Raw genomic sequence first — 23,143 nt, 5'->3', positions numbered from 1 at the left:
ACGCGCTCATGGAAAGTACGCCGAAAAAAGCTCCTCGCAGTAAAGCCCCTGCTCTGTTAGTGGTTGCGTTGCCGCTGGTTGCCCTTGTTTTCGTTATCTGGCGCGTAGACAGTGCGCCATCAACTAATGACGCTTACGCGTCAGCAGACACCATTGATGTGGTGCCGGAAGTCAGCGGTCGCATTGTAGAATTGGCGGTCACCGACAACCAGGCGGTGAAACAGGGCGATTTGCTGTTCCGCATCGACCCGCGCCCGTACGAAGCCAATCTGGCGAAAGCTGAAGCCTCCCTCGCGGCGCTGGATAAGCAAATTATGCTCACCCAGCGTAGCGTTGACGCGCAACAGTTTGGTGCCGACTCGGTTAATGCCACGGTAGAAAAAGCCCGTGCCGCTGCGAAACAAACCACTGATACCCTGCATCGCACCGAACCTCTGCTGAAGGAAGGTTTTGTCTCTGCGGAGGATGTCGACCGCGCAAGAACCGCACAGCGCGCTGCAGAAGCCGATCTTAATGCCGTATTGTTGCAGGCGCAGTCAGCCGCCAGCGCCGTCAGCGGCGTGGATGCATTAGTTGCCCAGCGTGCGGCAGTGGAAGCGGATATTGCGTTGACGAAACTGCATCTGGAAATGGCGACCGTTCGCGCGCCGTTTGATGGTCGGGTCATATCCCTCAAAACCTCGGTTGGGCAATTTGCCTCCGCGATGCGCCCTATTTTCACCCTAATCGACACTCGTCACTGGTACGTGATCGCCAACTTCCGCGAAACCGATCTGAAAAATATTCGCTCAGGCACACCCGCAACGATTCGCCTGATGAGCGACAGCGGCAAGACCTTCGAGGGTAAAGTGGATTCGATTGGCTACGGCGTGCTACCGGATGACGGCGGCCTGGTGCTGGGCGGCCTGCCGAAAGTGTCTCGTTCTATTAACTGGGTCCGCGTTGCCCAGCGTTTTCCGGTCAAAATCATGGTTGATAAACCTGACCCGGAAATGTTCCGCATCGGCGCTTCGGCAGTCGCTAATCTTGAGCCACAATAATGAACGCACTCAACTCCCTGCCATTACCAGTGGTCAGGCTGCTGGCGTTCTTTCATGAAGAGTTAAGCGAGCGGCGAGCAGGCCGCGTGCCGCAGACCATGCAACTCTGGGTAGGCTGCCTGCTGGTGATCCTGATCTCGATGACGTTTGAGATCCCTTTTGTGGCGTTATCACTGGCTGTGCTGTTTTATGGTATTCAGTCGAACGCGTTTTACACCAAATTTGTGGCGATCTTGTTTGTGGTCGCCACGGTGCTGGAGATCGCCAGCCTGTTTTTGATCTACAAATGGTCATATGGCGAACCGTTGATCCGATTGATCATTGCCGGGCCGATCCTGATGGGCTGTATGTTTCTGATGCGCACCCATCGGCTTGGGCTGGTCTTTTTCGCCGTCGCCATTGTCGCCATTTACGGGCAAACCTTCCCCGCCATGCTCGACTATCCGGAAGTGGTCGTACGCTTAACGCTGTGGTGTATCGTTGTCGGCCTCTACCCAACGTTATTGATGACGTTAATTGGCGTGTTGTGGTTTCCCAGTCGCGCCATTACGCAAATGCATCAGGCACTTAATGATCGGCTTAATGATGCCATTAGCCACCTGACGGACAGCCTCGCACCACTATCCGAAACGCGGATTGAAAGAGAGGCGCTGGCGCTGCAAAAACTCAATGTGTTTTGCCTCGCTGACGATGCTGACTGGCGAACTCAGAGCGCATGGTGGCAAAGCTGCGTGGCAACGGTAACCTACATTTACTCGACGCTGAATCGCTACGATCCCACCTCTTTTGCTGATTCGCAGGCAATTATTGAATTTCGGCAAAAATTAGCCTCAGAAATCAACAAGCTGCAACATGCCATTGCCGAAGGCCAGTGCTGGCAAAGCGACTGGCAGCTTAGCGAGGATGAAGCGATGGCGGCACGGGAATGTAACCTGGAGAATATCTGCCAGACGCTGTTACAACTGGGTCGGATGGACCCGAATACACCACCTACGCCCGCGGCCAAACCGCCATCAATGGTCGCCGATGCCTTTACCAATCCAGACTATATGCGCTACGCGGTAAAAACGCTGCTCGCCTGTTTGATCTGTTACACCTTCTATAGCGGTGTGGACTGGGAAGGTATTCACACCTGTATGCTGACCTGCGTGATCGTCGCTAACCCCAATGTCGGTTCGTCGTACCAGAAGATGGTGCTGCGTTTTGGCGGGGCTTTTTGCGGCGCGATTCTGGCGCTGTTATTCACGCTACTGGTCATGCCCTGGCTGGACAATATTGTCGAATTGCTGTTTGTGCTGGCACCGATTTTCCTGTTGGGCGCATGGATTGCCACCAGCTCTGAACGTTCTTCTTATATCGGCACGCAGATGGTGGTTACCTTCGCGCTCGCCACGCTCGAAAACGTTTTTGGTCCGGTGTACGACCTGGTGGAAATCCGCGATCGCGCCCTGGGGATCATCATTGGGACAGTGGTGTCTGCGGTGATTTACACCTTTGTCTGGCCTGAAAGTGAAGCGCGCACGCTACCGCAAAAACTGGCTGGCGCGCTGGGTATGCTAAGTAAAGTAATGCGGATCCCACGCCAGCAGGAAATCACGACTCTGCGCACTTATCTGCAAATTCGCATAGGTCTGCATGCGGCGTTTAATGCCTGTGAAGAGATGTGCCAACGTGTAGCGCTGGAGCGTCAACTGGACAGCGAAGAACGCGCCTTACTGATTGCGCGTTCGCAAACGGTTATTCGTCAGGGCCGCGAAATTCTTCACGCCTGGGATGCAACCTGGAACTCGGCGCAGGCGCTGGATAACGCACTGCAACCTGACAGAGCGGGGCAGTTTGCCGACGCCCTGGAGAAATACGCTGCCGGTCTGACAACTGCACTCAGCCACTCTCCTCAGATAACACCAGAAGAGACACCCGCCTCGCAGGCCATCCTGCCCACGTTATTAAAACAAGAGCAACACGTCTGCCAGCTTTTCGCCCGCTTGCCAGACTGGACAGCCCCGGCATTAACGCCCGCCACGGAACAGGCACAAGGAGCCATGCAATGATCAATCGTCAACTTTCACGTCTGCTGTTGTGCAGCATTCTCGGCAGCACGACGCTGATTTCCGGTTGTGCCCTGGTACGTAAGGATTCTGCGCCTCATCAGCAGCTCAAACCGGAACAAATCAAACTTGCCGATGATATTCACCTCGCCAGCTCCGGCTGGCCGCAGGCGCAGTGGTGGAAACAACTCAATGACCCGCAGCTGAATGCGCTGATCCAACGGACGCTAAGTGGTTCACACACCCTTGCCGAAGCGAAACTGCGGGAAGAAAAAGCGCAGTCGCAAGCCGATTTGTTAGATGCTGGTTCACAGTTGCAGGTGGCGGCATTAGGGATGCTCAACCGCCAACGCGTCTCGGCGAACGGCTTTTTAAGCCCTTATGCGATGGATGCGCCAGCGCTGGATATGGACGGGCCATACTACACCGAAGCCACAGTAGGTTTGTTTGCCGGGCTGGATCTTGATTTGTGGGGTGTGCATCGCTCAGCGGTTGCTGCCGCCATTGGCGCGCATAATGCCGCGCTGGCAGAAACCGCAGCGGTGGAGTTATCACTCACAACGGGCGTAGCGCAGCTTTATTACAGTATGCAGGCCAGCTACCAGATGCTCGATCTGTTGGAGCAAACCCGCAGCGTGATTGATTACGCGGTGAAAGCGCACCAGAGTAAAGTGGCGCACGGTCTGGAAGCGCAAGTGCCTTTCCACGGCGCGCGGGCACAGATTCTGGCGGTCGATAAACAAATTGCTGCCGTCAAAGGGCAAATCACCGAAACGCGAGAATCTCTGCGCGCATTGATTGGCGCAGGCGCCAGCGATATGCCGGAGATCAGACCGGTGGCATTACCGCAAGTCCAGACTGGCATTCCGGCGACACTCTCTTATGATTTGCTCGCCAGACGGCCTGATCTGCAAGCCATGCGCTGGTATGTTCAGGCGTCATTAGATCAGGTGGATTCCGCGCGGGCGCTGTTCTACCCGAGCTTTGATATCAAAGCGTTTTTCGGTCTGGATTCTATCCACCTGGATACCTTATTCAAAAAAACCAGTCGCCAGTTCAACTTCATACCCGGTCTGAAATTGCCGCTGTTTGACGGTGGACGGTTGAATGCCAATCTTGAAGGCACGCGCGCCGCCAGCAACATGATGATTGAACGTTACAACCAGTCAGTACTGAACGCGGTGCGTGACGTTGCAGTCAACGGCACGCGTCTGCAAACGCTCAACGACGAGCGAGAGATGCAGGCTGAACGCGTAGAAGCAACGCGCTTCACCCAGCGCGCCGCCGAGGCCGCCTATCAACGCGGCTTAACCAGCCGCTTACAGGCCACCGAAGCCCGGTTGCCAGTGCTTACCGAAGAGATGTCGTTACTGATGCTGGATAGCCGCCGCGTGATTCAAAACATTCAGTTGATGAAATCGCTGGGCGGCGGGTATCAGGCGGTCCCCGTCGTCGAGAAAAAATAAAATGTCTGCCGCGTGATGGCTGTCACGCGGTATTTCGTCACGTCAAAACTGACGACAGCCTGTTTTTCGTCAGAGTTTTAAATAAATAGTGCCCGTAACATCAGGGAATGACCCCAAATAAAATGTGGCATAAAAGATGCATACTGTGGTCGAGAGCGCGTATGCGTGATTTGATTAACTGGAGCGAGACCGATGAAAAAAGTCGTCACGGTTTGCCCCTATTGCGCATCAGGTTGCAAAATCAACCTGGTCGTCGATAACGGCAAAATCGTCCGGGCGGAGGCAGCGCAGGGGAAAACCAATCAGGGTACCCTGTGTCTGAAGGGTTATTATGGCTGGGATTTCATTAACGATACCCAGATCCTGACCCCGCGCCTGAAAACCCCCATGATCCGTCGCCAGCGTGGCGGCAAACTCGAACCTGTTTCCTGGGATGAGGCACTGAATTACGTTGCCGAGCGCCTGTGCGCCATCAAAGAGAAGTACGGTCCGGATGCCATCCAGACGACCGGCTCCTCGCGTGGTACGGGTAACGAAACCAACTATGTAATGCAAAAATTTGCGCGCGCCGTTATTGGTACCAATAACGTTGACTGCTGCGCTCGCGTCTGACACGGCCCATCGGTTGCAGGTCTGCACCAATCGGTCGGTAATGGCGCAATGAGCAATGCTATTAACGAAATTGATAATACCGATTTAGTGTTTGTTTTCGGGTACAACCCGGCTGATTCCCACCCAATCGTGGCGAATCACGTAATTAACGCTAAACGTAACGGGGCGAAAATTATCGTCTGCGATCCGCGCAAAATTGAAACCGCGCGCATTGCTGACATGCACATTGCACTGAAAAACGGCTCGAACATCGCGCTGTTGAATGCAATGGGCCATGTCATTATTGAAGAAAATCTGTACGACAAAGCGTTCGTCGCTTCTCGCACAGAAGGCTTTGAAGAGTATCGTAAAATCGTTGAAGGCTACACGCCAGAGTCGGTTGAAGATATCACCGGCGTTAGCGCCAGTGAGATTCGTCAGGCGGCGCGGATGTATGCCCAGGCAGAAAGTGCAGCCATTCTGTGGGGCATGGGTGTAACCCAGTTCTACCAGGGTGTGGAAACCGTGCGTTCTCTGACCAGCCTCGCGATGCTGACCGGTAACCTCGGTAAGCCGCATGCGGGTGTAAACCCGGTTCGTGGTCAAAACAACGTGCAGGGTGCCTGCGATATGGGTGCGCTGCCAGATACTTATCCTGGCTATCAATACGTTAAGTTCCCGGAAAACCGCGAGAAATTCGCCAAAGCCTGGGGCGTGGAAAGCCTGCCTGCGCATAACGGCTATCGCATCAGCGAGCTGCCGCACCGTGCAGCGCATGGCGAAGTGCGTGCCGCGTACATTATGGGCGAAGATCCGCTGCAAACTGACGCGGAGCTGTCGGCAGTACGTAAAGCCTTTGAAGATCTGGAACTGGTCATCGTTCAGGACATCTTTATGACCAAAACCGCGTCGGCGGCAGATGTCATTTTGCCGTCAACATCGTGGGGCGAGCATGAAGGTGTGTTTACTGCGGCTGACCGTGGCTTCCAGCGTTTCTTCAAAGCCGTTGAGCCGAAGTGGGATCTGAAAACGGACTGGCAAATCATCAGTGAAATTGCCACCCGTATGGGTTATCCGATGCACTACAACAATACCCAGGAGATCTGGGATGAGTTACGTCATCTGTGCCCGGATTTCTACGGTGCGACTTACGAGAAAATGGGCGAACTGGGCTTCATTCAGTGGCCTTGCCGCGATACTTCAGATGCCGATCAGGGAACTTCTTATCTGTTTAAAGAGAAGTTTGATACCCCGAATGGTCTGGCGCAGTTCTTCACCTGCGACTGGGTAGCGCCAATCGACAAACTCACCGACGAGTATCCGATGGTACTGTCAACGGTGCGTGAAGTCGGTCACTACTCTTGCCGTTCGATGACCGGTAACTGTGCGGCACTGGCGGCGCTGGCTGATGAACCTGGCTACGCACAAATCAATACCGAAGACGCCAAACGTCTGGGTATTGAAGATGAGGCATTGGTTTGGGTGCACTCGCGTAAAGGCAAAATTATCACCCGTGCGCAGGTTAGCGATCGTCCGAACAAAGGGGCGATTTACATGACCTACCAGTGGTGGATTGGTGCCTGTAACGAGCTGGTTACCGAAAACTTAAGCCCGATTACGAAAACGCCGGAATACAAATACTGCGCCGTACGCGTCGAGCCGATCGCCGATCAGCGCGCCGCTGAGCAGTACGTGATTGACGAGTACAACAAGTTGAAAACTCGCCTACGCGAAGCAGCACTGGCGTAATACTGTTTCTCTTACAACCAACAGCCTCCTTTTGGAGGCTCAGATTATTGACAACGTGCGCATTGTTCATGCCGGATGCGGCGTGAACGCCTTATCCGGCCTACAGAAACATGCAATTTCAATATATTGCAGAGATTACGTAGGCCTGATAAGCGCAGCGCATCAGGCAATTTTGCGTTTGTCATCATTCTCAGGCCGCTTCCTGAACGGCCTCAGACTGTTGACAACGTGCGCGTTGTTCATGCCGGATGCGGCATGAACGCCTTATCCGGCCTACAAAACCATGTAATTTCAATAGATTGCAGAGATTACGTAGGCCTGATAAGCGTAGCGCATCAGGCAATTTTGCGTTTGTCATCATTCTCAGGCCGCTTCCTGAACGGCCTCAGACTGTTGACAACGTGCGCGTTGTTCATGCCGGATGCGGCGTGAGCGCCTTATCCGGCCTACAAAAACATGCAATTTCAATATATTGCAGTGATTACGTAGGCCTGATAAGCGCAGCGCATCAGGCAATTTTGCGTTTGTCATCATTCTCAGCCTCCTTTTGGAGGCTCAGATTGTTGACAACGTGCGCGTTGTTCATGCCGGATGCGGCGTGAGCGCCTTATCCGGCCTACAAAATCATGCAGTTTCAATAGATTGCAGCGATTACGTAGGCCTGATAAGCGTAGCGCATCAGGCAATTTTGCGTTTGTCATCATTCTCAACGCCACAGATCGTGGCGTTCTGATTGTTGACAACGTGCGCGTTGTTCATGCCGGATGCGGCGTGAACGCCTTATCCGGCCTACAAAATCATGCAATTTCAATAGATTGCAGAGATTACGTAGGCCTGATAAGCGTAGCGCATCAGGCAATTTTGCATTTGTCATCATTCTCAGCCTCCTTTTGGAGGCTCAGATTATTGGCAACGTGCGCGTTGTTCATGCCGGATGCGGCCGTGAACGCCTTATCCGGCCTACAAAACATACAATTTCAATAAATTGCAGTGATTACGTAGGCCTGATAAGCGTAGCGCATCAGGCAATTTTGCATTTGTCATCATTCTCAGCCTCCTTTTTGGAGGCTGTTTTTTTATCCATTCGAACTCTTTATACTGGTTACTCCCTACCCAATCGTATTATCAAAATGAAAAAAATTATCGCATTGATGTTGTTTTTGACATTCTTTGCCCATGCGAACGGCTCCGAGCCTGGCAGCCAATATCTCAAGGCCGCAGAGGCTGGAGACCGACGCGCACAATATTTTCTTGCCGACAGCTGGTTTAGCTCCGGCGATTTGAGCAAAGCCGAATATTGGGCACAGAAAGCCGCCGACAGCGGTGATGCCGATGCCTGCGCGCTGTTGGCGCAGCTCAAAATCACCAACCCGGTCAGTCTGGACTATCCACAAGCAAAAATTCTTGCAGAGAAAGCGGCGCAAGCGGGCAGTAAAGAAGGTGAAGTGACGCTGGCGCATATTCTGGTGAATACTCAAGCGGGTAAACCAGATTATCCAAAGGCGATTTCGCTGTTAGAAAACGCCTCGGAAGATCAGGAGAACGACTCTGCCATCGATGCCCAAATGCTGCTTGGTTTGATTTACGCCAACGGCGTGGGCATTAAGGCAGACGATGACAAGGCAACCTGGTATTTCAAACGTAGCTCTGCGATTTCCCGAACCGGTTATTCCGAGTACTGGGCGGGAATGATGTTCTTAAACGGTGAAGAAGGTTTTATCGAGAAGAACAAACAAAAGGCGCTGCACTGGTTGAACCTGAGCTGTATGGAAGGGTTTGATACCGGGTGTGAAGAGTTTGAAAAATTAACTAACGGTTAAAGTAGGCCTGATAAGACGCGGCAAGCGTCGCATCAGGCATCCACACATTGCCGGTGGATGTCCCCGGCAATCTTCAATTATTGATCCGCAGTTTTATCAAATTTGCCCAGCACTTCACGCTCATAAGCCAGCGCCTTTTTGCGGTCAAATTTGTGTTCCCACTTGGCGATAACCAGCACCGCCAGCGCATTCCCTACCACGTTCAGCGCGGTACGCGCCATGTCGAGGATACGGTCAACACCGGCAATAAACGCCAGACCTTCCAGCGGAATACCTACGCTACCCAGCGTTGCCAGCAGCACCACAAACGACACGCCCGGCACACCAGCAATCCCTTTCGAGGTCACCATCAGCGTCAGCACCAGAATGATTTCCTGCCAGATGGACAAATCAATGCCATACAACTGCGCGATGAAGATAGCGGCAATACTTTGATACAGCGTCGAACCATCAAGATTAAAAGAGTAACCGGTCGGCACCACGAAACTGGTGATCGACGCCGGTGCACCGTAGGCTTCCATCTTCTCAATAATTCGCGGCAATACACTTTCGGAGCTGGCAGTAGAGTACGCCAGAATCAGTTCATCTTTCAGAATGCGAATCAGGATCCAGACACTTAACCCGCACAGACGTGCCACAATTCCCAGCACCACCAGCGCGAAGAACAGAATGGCGAAATGCACCAGCAGCACCAGCTTCGCCAGCGGCCACAAAGAAGAGAAACCAAAGTTAGCCACTGTCACCGCAATCAGCGCAAACACCCCCACCGGCGCGTAACGCATCACCATGTGAGTCACTTTAAACATGGTTTCAGAGATGGAGCGGAACACGGTCACCAGCGGTTCACGATGCGTCGCGGGCAGAGAAGAAAGCCCCAGACCAAACAGCACCGAGAAGAAGATAATCGGCAGCATTTCGCCTTTCGCCATCGACGCCACAATGTTCGTCGGCACCAGCGACAAAATCGTCCCCATAATGCCGTGGGAGCTGCTTTGTACCGCTTCCGTGGTGCTCTGATATTTCGAGATATCGACGGTCGCCAGCTGCGACATATCCACCCCTGCACCGGGCTGGAAAACGTTCGCCAGGGTGATCCCCAGGACGATGGCGACAGTGGTGATCACCTCGAAATAGATAATGGTTTTCGCGCCAATACGCCCGAGCTGTTTGGCATCACCAACACCCGCGATACCCACCACCAGCGTGGAAATAACAATCGGCACAACAATCATTTTGATCAGGTGGATAAAGATATCACCCGCCGGAGAGAGCAAATTGACGACCAGCCACTCGCGGGTGTCGCTATGGTAGTGCAGGTAGCTTCCCAGGAGAATGCCCAGCACCATAGCAAACAGAATCTGCCAGGCCAGGCTGAATTTTATATTTTTCATCAGAATAACTTCCTCAATGGAGCGCCGTTCCCCGTTCAGAAACGCGAGAACGTGACATACTGCCAGGGCATGAATTGTGTTGCGTTGATTTGTAAATTTTTTTAACGCTTATGATCAGTATCATTTGCGCGGTATGTTGCGCAACCCTTTAACAACACAGCTTTTCGCTGCATTAATGCATAATAACGCGAGTTTATGGCAGTATTAATGAATAACCATTTGTTATGGAAAGATTTTTATTTGTTTAATCTGCAATAATACTGATTGGTGATTATTTTTGGTACATGTTCATTCGATGGTTTTTTATACAACTCAATAACACAATCTTCATCACCGGGTAATTAATCCGATCGCCGCTGCAACAGTCTCGCCATATTAATCGACTCGACCAGCTGTGTCCGGTTGACCCGGGGTGAGTTGAGGTCCATCACTTTTTGCCATAATTCGATGGCTTGCATGTAATTCGCCTGCATAAACGCATCGGAAGCCAGCAGCATCAGAGCGGTAATTTCGTTAGAGTCCAGCGCGAGGGCTTTGTCGATCATTGCGCGAGTCTGGGCGGTCATATGCTGGCTGGCCTGGTAATAAAGCACCGTTGCCAGCGCCGCATACAGTTCAGCGTTCTCACCACGGAGTTGCAACGCCTGACGGTACGCCAGCAGCGAATTGCTGTAATCGTTTTGCCACAGATAGTACTCGCCCAGTAACGCCCACTGTTCACTGTTTTGTGGATTAGCGCGGATTTTATCCTGCAATGTCTGAAGCTGCGCTTCCAAAGTTTGCTGGCTGGCAAACTGATGTAGCGGATCGCGCTGACGCTGATACTCCGCACGCACCGCCTGCCATTTCGGACTTAACAGATAACTGCCGATACAGAGAAATATCATCAATATCGTGAGTGTTGTCAGCATTTTCACCGGTATTTGCGGCTGTTTCATCGCTTCGCCCTTACCCGACAAAGGAGCAGTGCCATCAGCAGTAACAACACCACTGGCAGCGCCCACAACACCAGCGTCTGACCGGTTAACGGTGGGTTATAGCGAACAAAATCTCCGTAACGTTCGGTCATCCAGCCAATGATTTCGGTTTCACTTTTCCCTTCGGCCACCATGCTGTAAACCTGATGGCGCATACTGACTGCCACCGGCGCATTGGATTCCAGTAAGTTCTGATTCTGGCACTGCGGACAACGTAACTGGCTGGCAATATTTAACGCCTGTTCCTGTTGTTGCGGATTGGCGAATTGCCAGGTGTCTACAACCTGAGCGCGCGCAAAACAGGCAAATAACAGCAGTAGCGTGAGAAGCCCTTTATTCATCGCGTTTCCTCCCTCGCCATCCGCTGAACAATGCGCCCGCAATCATCAACAATCCTCCCCCCCAGATCCAGCGAACACCGCTTTGTACATACAAACGAAATGCATAGCGACCCGGCCCGTTTTTTTCTCCCATAACCGCATACCAGTCATGGATACCGTTCCAGTAAATTGACGGTTCCATCATTTGCTGACGACGTGCTTCGTAAAAACGCCGCTCCGGCGTCAGTTCACCAAGGCGTTGCTGATGGTCAAACAGCGCCACTGTCGCTTTTTCGCTGGTGTAATTGCCTTTAGCTTGTAGATCAAGGCGCTCAAAACGGAAGGTGTATCCTGCCAGCGTCACCTGCTGACCTGGCTGTAAATTCAGGCTGACCTCCTGACGGCTGACGCTGGAAACCACGATCCCTGCGGCAAATAACAGTACGCCCGCATGTGCCAACAGAGCAGGAAGCTGCGCGCGTTTGCCAGAGACAAACGTCGCCAGCACAATCACCACCAGCATCAACAAACCAAACGGTAACGTCGCGCGGTTAAAATACGGCGCGCCAACGGAGAGGCGTCCCCAGCCCAGTAGGCCGTAAATCATCGGATAAAGCGTTCCCACCAGCACGATCAGTAGCACTGCGCAAAACAGCAACAGCGTAGCGAGGATTAACATTTCCCGCGATAACCCCGAAAAACGTACCGCCGGGCCACCTTCCCGCGCTCGCCAGCCATACAGAGCCAGAGACGCAAGGCTAATCAGTGCAAACAGGCTGAACAACGGCACGGCGCGGACGTTATCCAGCGCGAACGCATGAACCGAAACCAGAATGCCAGAACGGACAATCAACGTGCCCAGCAGCGACAACATCAGAGTAACTATCGCCAGCAACAGCGACCAGTGGTGGAAAATCCCCCGCTGGCGTGTCAGGGACAAACTGTGCAGCAGCGCAGTGGCAGAAAGCCAGGGTAATAGAGAGGCGTTTTCCACCGGATCCCAGAACCACCAGCCGCCCCAGCCCAGTTCGCAATAGGCCCACCAGGAACCGAGGATGATCCCCGCCGTTAATGCGCTCCAGCCGGGTAGCGCCCAACGCCAGCAAATTCGGGCGCTGGCCGCATCAAACTCGCCGCGCAGTAAACTCGCCAGCGCCACGCTCGCCGCCACCATCAAACCGCCATAGCCGAGATAAAGCAGCGGTGGATGAAAGATAAGACCTGGATGTTGCAGCATCGGATTGAGATCGCGACCTTCTATTGCTGGTGGAAATATCCGCACAAAGGGATCGGACCACAGCACCACAAACAGTAGCAGCGCGGCGAGTATGAGAGATAAAACGGTTAGCGTCAGTGGAAATAGCGGATCGGTTTGCTGCCGATAATGCCAGGCAAACAGCGCGCTCCAGGTGGAAAGCAGCAGTACCCAAAGTAGCAACGAACCTTCATGACCGCCCCACACCGCCGCCAGTTTGAGCTCCCACGACAGCAGGCTGTAGCTATGTTGGGCGACATAAATGACCGAGAAATCGTTACTGAGAAAACAATACGCCAGTATGCCAAAGGCGAGTAGCAGGAGCGCGAACTGCGCCAGAATGCCGATGCAAGTGAGTCGCATCATGGCAGGCCAGCGCAACCGCACTCCCGCGAAGGTCGTTAACGGGGTCAACACATTGACCCCGAGACTTAACAACAACGCCAGAAAACCGACTTCAGGAAGGAATACGTCCAGAAACCACCTCTTTTCTGGCTTACGCCACCGTTAACTGTCCGGCGTAGAGAATGAAAAAGCGCAGCATCAATACACCGACCAGACTGGCTCCACACGTTGCCAGCACAGCAGGAATACCGGAACTGCGATTCACCCACGGTTTGAGCAACATTGGCACAATCAGCCCCAGCCCGACGACACCAAGCCAGAACCACCACGTCCAGAAACCGCCGCCCAATGCCGCTGCCAGCGCACGCACTTTACCGTCATCCCCCAGCGCCAGGCCGACGAAAAATGCCACCAGCAGGAAGATTTCACCCCATATCACAGGAATTTCCATACGGTGAACAAAGTGCGCTTCCGTGGAGTGCGGATTTCTGCGTTGCCGTATCGCCATGGCGATCAGCGCCACCGCCGCACCGGACGAAATGCCGGAGAAGAGGAACAGCACCGGCAGGATCGGGTTATTGAGAAACGGATACGATTTCAGCGCCGACAGCAGAAAGCCGGTATAAGCCCCCAGCAACACTGCCAGCACCAGCATCAATGTTTCCAGCCCGCGATGAACGGGCGTCAGCAGGCTCATAACCTTCTGCACTAGCCCAAACTTCGGCAACCAGCGCTGTTGCAGGGCAAGCAAATCATGTTCAAAGATTTTTGCCAGCCACAGCACCAGCACCACCATGTAGAGCTGAAACAGCATCACCCCCATCGACATCACCGAGGTAAAACTGTAGTGGAACATCAGCTTCCAGAAGGTCCACGGTCTTGTCAGGTGGAAGACGAGGATCAACAGACCGAGGATCACCGCGCCAGGCCCAACAATCAGCGTGGTTCGCAGCAACGTACTGTCTGCGCCGCCCGCCTGCGGGTAAAAGCGACGTAACAGCACGGCCAGCGTCACCAGACCGGCAGAAATACCAATCAAAAACAGGTAGATGGCAATCGGCCAGTCCCACACCAGCGACTCAAAATGAAATGCGGAAGTCTGCGTCATTGGCTTACCTCCCCGTATTTAAACGGTACGCGGTATAGCTTCGGTTTGGTTCCCAGCGCCAGCTTGTAACGGTAAGTGGGCTTCTGGCGCAGCAGTTGCGAAATCTCACTGTTGGGATCGTCCAGATTGCCAAACGTCAGCGCCTTCGTCGGGCAAGCTTCAACGCACGCGGGCAGCTTACCGACCTGCAAATTGGTCTTACGGCAGAAATCGCATTTGTCTGCCGTCTTCGTAACCGGATGGATAAAGCGCACGCGGTACGGACAGGCGGCGATGCAGTACTGACAACCGACGCAGAGATCCGGATTAACATCAACAATCCCACTGGCAGCATCGCGAAAAGAGGCACCTGTTGGGCAAACGTCAACGCACGGCGCATGATCGCAGTGCTGGCAAGACTTACGGAAGAAGCGATATTTCACATCAGGAAATTCGCCCTGCGGCTCGCTACGAATAATCGTCAGGCGCGAGACACCTTCCGGCACCTTGTTCACTTCCCGACAAGCATCCATACAGGCGGTACAGCCGATGCATAACGACTCGTCATGCACCATGCCGTAACGCACCCCATTGATATTTAACGTTTTCGCCACCACGCGCCCTGCGGTGCCGCTGACGGCGGCCAGCACGCCGACGCCGGTGAGAAACTGGCGACGAGACCAGGTCATGGCTGCTCCTTAAGCAACGGAACAGACGCCGGGTTAAAGTTCGGATTGGTGCGCTGATCGCTGTGGCAATCGACGCAAATCTTAATCCGTCCTTTGTCACTTAACGTCTGCATCGTATCTTGCTGTGGATGCAGGGAATGGCAGCTGGCGCACGCCACTTTGGTTACGTGGACATCGTGCGGCCAGAACGCTTTTTGCAACTGTTCCGGCAGATGGCAGGACATACAGACGCTATTCTGCTCTCCAACCTTGTACATCGGCTCGTTAAAGCGCATCACATCTTTCACCCCTTCGCGGTGTTGCGGTGACGGCTGGCCGTGACAGTTAGTGCAGGTGACCGGCAGTTTGCTATTCGGATTGATAACAGAAGCATGTTTGCCATGCATACCTTCGGTATCTGGTTTATGACAGTCCAGACAGGCGGCATCCGGGTTACGCTGCTGGGTCACTTCGTAGCGATCACCAGATGCCTGCGCCGCAGGGGTAGCGGTAATTCCGTTCAGGCTCCATAACAGGCCCGACGCCAGCACCCCGGCAGTTAATAACGAACGTAATACGCTCATATTCACTCCATTGTGTTTTCCACCCCTTGCGAGGTGGAACGGGGTTATTGGCTTAGCAGACCGTTTTTACGTGCCTGCTCTTCCCACTGCGGGATCACCGTTTTGATAAAGTCCTGCTTCTCGGCCTTGATTTGTTCCATGTTCAGGCCAATGGCCTGCTGGGCTTTCTCTTTGGTCGAGATATCCGGGATCTGGATTTCATGGGTGATACCTTTGGTCGCCAGCAAACGCGCCAGTTTAGTGCGCGCATCTGCCGCTTTATCCATCGCCGTGCCGAGCATCCGCAGACCTTCTTCCGGCGCGTGCATATGAATGCCGTGGGAAGCGATCGCCAGATCCCAACGCCACTGGGCATGACGAATATCGTCCTGAATTAGCTTCATTTCGGCTTCCGTCGCGCCTGCATCCAGCGCTGCTTTCGCTTCGAAGTGAGCGTGAACCAATTGATCTTCAACCTTTATTTTCAGATCGTTAATTGACTGCTTACGTTCCGCGACCACTTTTTGCAAGGCGGCTTTGTCCTGGGTATGGCAGTTCGCGCAAGTCTGGGCGAAGTTATCAAACGGATTACCAATTTTATGGTCGGTATAGAGTTTGCCTTCGGCGTTCTGCACTTTTGGCATATGGCAGTCGATACAGGTCACGTTGTTTTTGCCGTGAATGCCCGCGGTCCAGGTTTCATATTCCGGATGCTGCGCTTTCAGCATTGGCGTTTTCGACAGGGAGTTAGTCCAGTCAGAGAAGGCAATTTTGTCGTAATACTGCTCCATATTTTCGACTTTCATACCGTCATCCCACGGGAATTTAACGGCTTTGTTTTTGCCGTCGAAGTAATACTCCACATGGCACTGGCCGCAAACCATCGATTGCTGGTCGAAGCGTCCGGCTTTCTCAAAAGGTTTACCAATGGCTTCCATCGCGCGAACCGCATACGGACGGGAAAGGGTTAACTCCGGTTTGCCTTTGGCGAACTCTGGTGAGGCGGTGTTATGGCAGTCGGCACAACCTAAGTTGTTGACGATTTCCGGGCCGCCACGCGCCCATTTACCATGGAAGTAGCCATCTTCGCCGTCTTTCTGGATCAGACGCGCCACATCCGGGCTTTTACAACTCCAGCATGCCATCGGTAGTGGACCCTCTTCAGCGTTTTTCGGCGCACCGGTACGCAGGGTTTCACGAACATCAGTCACCGCAAAAGCATGTCCGCGCGGCTTGTTGTAATCGCGCGAGAAGGGATACCCCGCCCACAGGATCACCAGTCGTGGATCTTCTGCCAGGGCGTCAACGCGCTCCGACTGTTCCGAAGTGGCTTTCCAGGAGAGATATTGATCGGGATGCTGCGGGGCGAAGGTTTCATTCTTCGCTTCCACGGTTACTGTTTTCGCAGAAGTGGCCGTTTGTTCAGCGTGAACAGAAGTGAAAAAGAAAAGAGGAATCAACAAGCTGAAGATACGGCGTGCGTTTATTTTTATCCTTATCATAGGGGCTTCATCCGAATTGCGCCATTGTTGCAATGGCAGTTTTTATTGTTTTTCACGACAGTAACCGCACCTACACTGTCATGACATTGCTCGCCCCTATGTGTAACAAATAACCACACTATGAATGTTGTCTTTAATCAATTGTAAGTGCATGTGAAATACCACTTTAGAGTTAGTCTGTATCTTCCTCGTTTTCAATAGCATGCATAACTGCATGTTCCTCAAAGAATTAATCAACTTTTGTTGGTGGCGTTCAAAAATTACCCTGCCGTTTATTTGCACAATTCTACTTTTGCGTGATCTGTCGCCCAAATACTAAACAAAACTGCCAACACCCCTACATTTAACGCTTATGCCACATATTATTAACATTCTACAAGGAGAACAAAAGCATGAGTCAAATTCACAAACACACCATTCCTGCCAACATCGCAGACCGTTGCCTGATAAATCCTCAGCAGTACGAGGTGATGTATCAACAATCTATTAACGCACCAGATACCTTCTGGGGCGAACAGGGAAAAATTCTCGACTGGATCAAACCTTACCAGAAGGTGAAAAACACCTCCTTTGCTCCGGGTAATGTGTCCATTAAATGGTACGAGGACGGCACGCTGAATCTGGCGGCGAACTGCCTTGACCGCCATCTGCAAGAAAACGGCGATCGCACCGCCATCATCTGGGAAGGCGACGACGCCAGCCAGAGCAAACATATCAGCTATAAAGAGCTGCATCGCGACGTTTGCCGCTTCGCCAATACTCTGCTCGAGCTGGGCATTAAAAAAGGTGATGTGGTGGCGATTTATATGCCAATGGTGCCGGAAGCTGCGGTCGCAATGCTGGCCTGTGCGCGTATTGGCGCGGTGCATTCGGTGATTTTCGGCGGCTTCTCGCCGGAGGCCGTTGCCGGACGCATTATCGATTCTAACTCAAGGCTAGTGATCACTTCCGACGAAGGTGTGCGCGCCGGGCGCAGTATTCCGCTGAAGAAAAACGTCGATGACGCGCTGAAAAATTCGAATGTCACCAGCGTTGAGCATGTGGTGGTACTGAAGCGTACTGGTGGAAAAATTGACTGGCAGGACGAGCGTGACCTGTGGTGGCATGACCTGATTGAGCAAGCCAGCGATCAACACCAGGCAGAAGAGATGAACGCCGAAGATCCGCTGTTTATTCTCTACACCTCCGGTTCTACCGGTAAGCCGAAAGGCGTGCTGCACACTACCGGCGGTTATCTGGTATACGCAGCGCTGACCTTTAAATATGTCTTTGATTATCATCCGGGCGATATCTACTGGTGCACCGCCGATGTGGGCTGGGTTACCGGACACAGTTATTTGCTGTACGGTCCGCTGGCCTGCGGTGCAACCACGCTAATGTTTGAAGGCGTACCGAACTGGCCGACGCCTGCCCGTATGGCACAAGTGGTGGACAAGCATCAGGTCAATATTCTCTATACCGCACCTACGGCGATTCGCGCGTTGATGGCAGAAGGCGATAAAGCGATCGAAGGCACCGACCGTTCGTCGCTGCGCATTCTCGGTTCTGTGGGCGAGCCAATCAACCCAGAAGCGTGGGAGTGGTACTGGAAGAAGATCGGCAACGAGAGATGTCCGGTGGTTGATACCTGGTGGCAGACCGAAACCGGTGGTTTCATGATCACCCCGCTACCGGGCGCTACCGAGCTGAAAGCCGGTTCGGCAACGCGTCCGTTCTTCGGCGTGCAACCGGCGCTGGTCGATAACGAAGGTAATCCGCTGGAAGGGGCCACCGAAGGCAGCCTGGTGATCACCGACTCCTGGCCTGGTCAGGCGCGCACGCTGTTTGGCGATCACAAGCGTTTTGAGCAGACCTACTTCTCCACCTTCAAAAATATGTATTTCAGCGGTGATGGCGCGCGCCGTGATGAAGATGGCTATTACTGGATCACCGGGCGCGTGGACGACGTGTTGAACGTCTCCGGTCACCGTCTGGGGACGGCAGAGATTGAATCGGCGCTGGTGGCACATCCGAAGATTGCCGAAGCCGCTGTCGTCGGTATTCCGCACAATATTAAAGGTCAGGCGATTTACGCTTACGTCACGCTTAATCACGGGGAGGAACCGTCACCAGAACTGTACGCCGAAGTCCGCAACTGGGTGCGTAAAGAGATTGGCCCGCTGGCGACGCCAGACGTGCTGCACTGGACCGACTCCCTGCCAAAAACCCGCTCCGGCAAAATTATGCGCCGTATTCTGCGCAAAATTGCGGCGGGCGATACCAGCAACCTGGGCGATACCTCGACGCTTGCCGATCCTGGCGTAGTCGAGAAGCTGCTTGAAGAGAAACAGGCTATCGCGATGCCATCGTAACCCACAATTGCCGACAACAAGTCGGTAACGGTTTGTAGGCCTGATAAGACGCGACAGCGGCGCATCAGGCATTGATTGCCGGATGCGGATAACGCCTTATCCGGCCTACACTCGGCAAGGGTTAGCGGGGCATTAACCTTCTCCCATAAGGGAGCGGGAATTAAAACAATCCCTACATTACCTCTGGAGAATCTGTGATGAATGGTACGATTTATCAGCGGATAGAAGACAATGCGCATTTCAGGGAGTTAGTCGAAAAACGGCAACGGTTTGCCACCATCCTGTCAATTATTATGCTGGCAGTTTATATCGGCTTTATTTTACTGATCGCCTTCGCGCCCGGCTGGCTGGGCACCCCGCTAAATCCGAACACCAGCGTCACACGCGGTATTCCGATTGGTGTTGGAGTGATTGTGATCTCCTTTGTTCTCACCGGTATCTACATCTGGCGGGCGAACGGCGAATTCGACCGTCTTAATAATGAAGTCCTGCATGAGGTACAAGCATCATGAAAAGAGTTCTGACGGCGCTTGCCGCCACACTCCCTTTCGCAGCTAACGCCGCGGATGCTATTAGCGGGGCCGTAGAGCGCCAGCCAACGAACTGGCAGGCAATTATTATGTTCCTGATTTTCGTTGTGTTTACGCTCGGCATTACCTGGTGGGCGTCAAAACGCGTACGTTCGCGTAATGACTACTACACCGCAGGCGGCAATATCACCGGTTTCCAGAACGGGCTGGCGATTGCCGGGGACTATATGTCTGCCGCCTCATTTTTGGGGATCTCCGCGCTGGTATTTACCTCTGGCTATGACGGCTTAATTTACTCGCTGGGCTTCCTGGTGGGCTGGCCGATCATTCTGTTCCTGATTGCCGAACGTCTGCGTAACCTGGGCCGCTACACCTTTGCCGATGTAGCCTCTTACCGCCTGAAACAAGGGCCGATTCGTATTCTTTCGGCCTGTGGCTCTCTGGTGGTGGTGGCGCTTTACCTTATCGCCCAGATGGTGGGCGCAGGTAAACTGATCGAGCTGCTGTTTGGCCTTAACTATCACATTGCGGTGGTGCTGGTCGGCGTGCTGATGATGATGTACGTCCTGTTTGGCGGCATGCTGGCGACAACCTGGGTACAGATTATCAAAGCCGTTCTGCTGCTGTTCGGTGCCAGCTTTATGGCCTTTATGGTGATGAAACACGTCGGCTTTAGCTTCAACAATCTGTTCAGCGAAGCGATGGCGGTTCACCCGAAAGGTGTCGATATTATGAAGCCAGGTGGACTGGTGAAAGATCCCATCTCCGCGCTCTCTCTGGGGCTGGGTCTGATGTTTGGTACGGCTGGCTTGCCGCATATTCTGATGCGCTTCTTTACGGTCAGCGATGCCCGCGAAGCGCGGAAGAGCGTGTTCTACGCCACCGGATTTATGGGCTACTTCTATATCCTGACCTTTATTATCGGCTTTGGTGCGATCATGCTGGTCGGTGCGAATCCGGAATATAAAGACGCGGCGGGCCATCTGATTGGCGGTAACAACATGGCGGCGGTTCATCTGGCCAATGCGGTGGGCGGCAACCTGTTCCTCGGCTTTATTTCAGCAGTTGCTTTCGCCACCATTCTTGCGGTGGTTGCGGGTCTGACGCTGGCGGGCGCATCGGCGGTTTCTCACGACCTGTACGCGAACGTCTTCAAAAAAGGGGCGACCGAACGTGAAGAGCTGCGGGTATCGAAAATCACCGTGCTGATTTTGGGTGTGATTGCCATTATCCTCGGCGTGCTGTTTGAGAATCAGAACATCGCCTTCATGGTGGGGCTGGCGTTTGCCATCGCGGCAAGCTGTAACTTCCCAATAATTCTGCTTTCCATGTACTGGTCGAAGTTGACCACCCGTGGTGCGATGCTGGGTGGCTGGTTAGGACTGATTACTGCAGTGGTGTTGATGATCCTCGGCCCGACTATTTGGGTACAGATCCTCGGTCACGAAAAAGCCATCTTCCCGTACGAATACCCGGCGCTGTTCTCGATCAGCGTGGCATTCCTTGGCATCTGGTTCTTCTCGGCAACCGATAATTCAGTGGAAGGGGCGCGTGAGCGTGAACTGTTCCGCGCGCAATTTATTCGTTCCCAGACTGGCCTTGGCGTTGAGCAGGGCCGTGCGCATTAATCTCCACTCGCCCCTGGTCACCTGACCAATCTGTAAAAGGTGCGATTTACCGCACCTTTTTACAGGTTAAGTCAGGCAATATTATGCCGCCAAAGCGTTACTGGTTCTCCTCAATCAGTAACGCTTCAAGCAAATCGAGATCGTGCAATAATTTTTGCAGCGTTTCGTTGCTAATCTCCCGCGTGGCGCGCAGGTGGTACAGTTCAGCACGTTCAGAACGCAATGCTGCCAGACGGAAGCGACGCTCCAGATTCTCTTCCTGCACGGAACTTTCAACGTCATTACGTCCATCAGCGCGACGACGCAGGTTACCAATGACGCGAGAACTGACCTCCGTGAGCAGCTGGTTGTCGATATTCTCTTCGGTATCTGCCGCCAGACGCTCCTCCATTTTCTGGATCGCCACAATCGCCACTTCTGCCGTTGCCGCTCGCGCAATACGTTCCTCTTTCAATTGTTGCGCATGATCCGCGACTTCAATGTGTTGCAGCAGAATAGGCAACATCACCACGCCGACAAACAGCGAGAAGAGAATGACACCAGCCGCCAGGAACACCAGCTCATAGCGCGCCGGGAATACGTTACCATCCGGCAAGAGCAGCGGAATAGAGAGCACACCGGCCAGAGTGATTGCCCCACGCACCCCAGCGAAAGACGCGATCAGGATTTCTCGTGTGGTCCACGAACCAAACTCCATCGGATTCTTCTTCAGGAAGCGGTTGCTGAACTTTTTCATCGTCCACAGCCAGCCGAAACGGACCAGCATCAGCGCCGCATAAATCAGAATGATATCGGTAAACAGCATCCAGATTTCGACGTTAGGGTCGATTTCTGCCGCCATCAATGACGTCTCCAGAATACCCGGCAGCTGCAGGCCTAAAAGCAGGAACACCATGCCGTTAAAGACAAATTCCAGCATCGCCCAGGTGCTGTTTGCGCGCAGGCGCATTGCCAGCGGCGCACGGCGCATCACACCGGAGCGGGTGATGGTCATCCCGGCGGCAACCGCAGCAAGAATACCGGAAACGCCAATATGTTCGGCAATCAGATAAGAAGCGAACGGCAGCAGGAACAGCAGGACGATCTGCGTCGCGGGTTCATCACCGCCCCAGCGGCTGAGGAATCGCAGCGAACGACCATACAGCCAGCTCACCACAAAACCGGCGAGAATACCGCCTATTGCCACTTTCATAAATTCGACCGTTGCACCGCCAACGGTGAAGATCATCGTCCCCATCGCCACTGCCACGGCAAACTTCAACGACACCAGCCCGGAGGCGTCATTCATCAACGCTTCGCCCTGCAAAATGCCCATGATTTTTTTCGGGATGCGCCCTTCGCCAACAATCCCGGAGAGCGCCACAGCATCGGTTGGAGAAAGCACCGCCGCCAGCGCAAAGGCTGGGATCAGCGGAATGCCCGGTACTACCCAGTAAATAAGGAAGCCAATGCCGACCACGGTGACCACCACCAGCGCCAGCGCGAGGCCGAAAATCTCTCGACCATGTTCGAGAAATTCACGGGTCGGCGTTTTCCAGCCATCAGCGAACAACAACGGCGGGATAAACAAGACTAAAAAGAGCTCAGGATCAAACTCCACATGCAAACCAAACGTCGGCCACGCCAGTAGCGCACCGATGGCGATTTGCATAAGCGGAAGCGGGATCTGAAAGGGCATGACACGAGTGATTACCCCGGACAGCGAGACCACGAGGGTCATTATCAGTATGGTGAAGAAGATTTCCATGCGTTCCCTGTTTGCGATGTTTTTTTATGATCTGAGAAAGGCGTTATACCTGAATTCTCATTTTT

Annotated in this window: 17 protein-coding genes; 8 read left to right on the top strand and 9 right to left on the bottom strand. The window is 53.4% G+C overall.

The genetic code is table 11. The annotated features are described in order from the left end of the window. The first annotated feature begins 8 nt into the window (after positions 1-8). The 5 genes from mdtN to yjcO all read left to right on the top strand — a co-directional run bounded on the left by mdtN (position 9) and on the right by yjcO (position 8,714). Positions 9-1,040 (top strand): multidrug efflux transporter periplasmic adaptor subunit MdtN, encoded by a 1,032-nt coding sequence (gene mdtN / locus A7090_RS04345; protein WP_105273178.1) that lies wholly within the window; start codon positions 9-11, stop codon positions 1,038-1,040. Beyond that, positions 1,040-3,091 carry a multidrug efflux transporter permease subunit MdtO gene (gene mdtO, locus A7090_RS04340; RefSeq protein ID WP_105273177.1) on the top strand — a complete coding sequence of 684 codons (2,052 nt, stop codon included), beginning with the start codon at positions 1,040-1,042 and terminating at the stop codon, positions 3,089-3,091. Before mdtN ends, mdtO begins: the two co-directional genes overlap by 1 nt. Beyond that, positions 3,088-4,554, top strand: coding sequence for a multidrug efflux transporter outer membrane subunit MdtP (mdtP, locus tag A7090_RS04335; protein WP_105273176.1), 1,467 nt, complete (start codon positions 3,088-3,090; stop codon positions 4,552-4,554). The genes mdtO and mdtP overlap by 4 nt, the downstream gene beginning before the upstream one ends. Positions 4,555-4,746: 192 nt before the next feature. After that, positions 4,747-6,894 carry a formate dehydrogenase subunit alpha gene (gene fdhF / locus A7090_RS04330; RefSeq protein ID WP_105273175.1) on the top strand — a complete coding sequence of 716 codons (2,148 nt, stop codon included), beginning with the start codon at positions 4,747-4,749 and terminating at the stop codon, positions 6,892-6,894. Positions 6,895-8,024: 1,130 nt separating this feature from the next. After that, entirely contained in the window at positions 8,025-8,714 is a 690-nt protein-coding gene (yjcO, locus tag A7090_RS04325; protein WP_105273174.1) for a Sel1 family TPR-like repeat protein YjcO, read from the top strand. 77 nt (positions 8,715-8,791) lie between these two features. Here yjcO and gltP read toward each other — a convergent pair whose 3' ends face one another. The 8 genes from gltP to nrfA all read right to left on the bottom strand — a co-directional run bounded on the left by gltP (position 8,792) and on the right by nrfA (position 16,822). Then, complete coding sequence (gene gltP, locus A7090_RS04320) at positions 8,792-10,105, bottom strand: glutamate/aspartate:proton symporter GltP (protein ID WP_105273173.1); 1,314 nt, start codon at positions 10,103-10,105, stop codon at positions 8,792-8,794. A 341-nt stretch (positions 10,106-10,446) separates the two neighbouring features. Next, positions 10,447-11,043, bottom strand: a complete 597-nt coding sequence (gene nrfG / locus A7090_RS04315; protein ID WP_105273172.1) for a heme lyase NrfEFG subunit NrfG — start codon at positions 11,041-11,043, stop codon at positions 10,447-10,449. Further along, positions 11,040-11,423: a heme lyase NrfEFG subunit NrfF gene (gene nrfF / locus A7090_RS04310; RefSeq protein WP_105273171.1), complete on the bottom strand. Its 384-nt coding sequence runs from the start codon at positions 11,421-11,423 to the stop codon at positions 11,040-11,042. The genes nrfG and nrfF overlap by 4 nt, the downstream gene beginning before the upstream one ends. After that, a complete protein-coding gene (locus tag A7090_RS04305) occupies positions 11,416-13,134 on the bottom strand; it encodes a heme lyase CcmF/NrfE family subunit (RefSeq protein ID WP_105273170.1) in 1,719 nt (572 codons plus the stop codon). Before A7090_RS04305 ends, nrfF begins: the two co-directional genes overlap by 8 nt. Positions 13,135-13,153: 19 nt before the next feature. Next, on the bottom strand, positions 13,154-14,110 hold the full coding sequence (gene nrfD / locus A7090_RS04300; protein WP_105273169.1) for a cytochrome c nitrite reductase subunit NrfD: 957 nt from the start codon (positions 14,108-14,110) through the stop codon (positions 13,154-13,156). Then, on the bottom strand, positions 14,107-14,778 hold the full coding sequence (gene nrfC / locus A7090_RS04295) for a cytochrome c nitrite reductase Fe-S protein (protein ID WP_105273168.1): 672 nt from the start codon (positions 14,776-14,778) through the stop codon (positions 14,107-14,109). The genes nrfD and nrfC overlap by 4 nt, the downstream gene beginning before the upstream one ends. Next, a complete protein-coding gene (nrfB, locus tag A7090_RS04290; RefSeq protein ID WP_105273167.1) occupies positions 14,775-15,341 on the bottom strand; it encodes a cytochrome c nitrite reductase pentaheme subunit in 567 nt (188 codons plus the stop codon). Before nrfB ends, nrfC begins: the two co-directional genes overlap by 4 nt. A 44-nt stretch (positions 15,342-15,385) precedes the next feature. Continuing rightward, positions 15,386-16,822, bottom strand: coding sequence for an ammonia-forming nitrite reductase cytochrome c552 subunit (gene nrfA / locus A7090_RS04285; RefSeq protein ID WP_105273166.1), 1,437 nt, complete (start codon positions 16,820-16,822; stop codon positions 15,386-15,388). Between the two features lie 392 nt (positions 16,823-17,214). Here nrfA and acs point away from each other — a divergent pair, with 392 nt between their 5' ends. The 3 genes from acs to actP all read left to right on the top strand — a co-directional run bounded on the left by acs (position 17,215) and on the right by actP (position 21,331). Then, positions 17,215-19,173: an acetate--CoA ligase gene (acs, locus tag A7090_RS04275; RefSeq protein ID WP_105273164.1), complete on the top strand. Its 1,959-nt coding sequence runs from the start codon at positions 17,215-17,217 to the stop codon at positions 19,171-19,173. A gap of 197 nt (positions 19,174-19,370) precedes the next feature. Next, positions 19,371-19,685, top strand: a complete 315-nt coding sequence (locus A7090_RS04270) for a DUF485 domain-containing protein (RefSeq protein WP_001014565.1) — start codon at positions 19,371-19,373, stop codon at positions 19,683-19,685. Next, positions 19,682-21,331 (top strand): cation/acetate symporter ActP, encoded by a 1,650-nt coding sequence (gene actP / locus A7090_RS04265; RefSeq protein WP_105273163.1) that lies wholly within the window; start codon positions 19,682-19,684, stop codon positions 21,329-21,331. Before A7090_RS04270 ends, actP begins: the two co-directional genes overlap by 4 nt. Before the next feature lie 97 nt (positions 21,332-21,428). On the opposite strand, the gene A7090_RS04260 is transcribed toward actP, so the two are convergent. Next, positions 21,429-23,078: a Na+/H+ antiporter gene (locus tag A7090_RS04260; RefSeq protein WP_105273162.1), complete on the bottom strand. Its 1,650-nt coding sequence runs from the start codon at positions 23,076-23,078 to the stop codon at positions 21,429-21,431. Between the last annotated feature and the right edge of the window lie 65 nt (positions 23,079-23,143).

Origin of the sequence: Escherichia sp. MOD1-EC7003 (genome assembly GCF_002965065.1) — a bacterium.
Taxonomy (GTDB): Bacteria; Pseudomonadota; Gammaproteobacteria; order Enterobacterales; family Enterobacteriaceae; genus Escherichia.
Note: the sequence above shows the minus strand (reverse complement) of the source record. Positions and strands in the feature narration are given on the sequence as shown.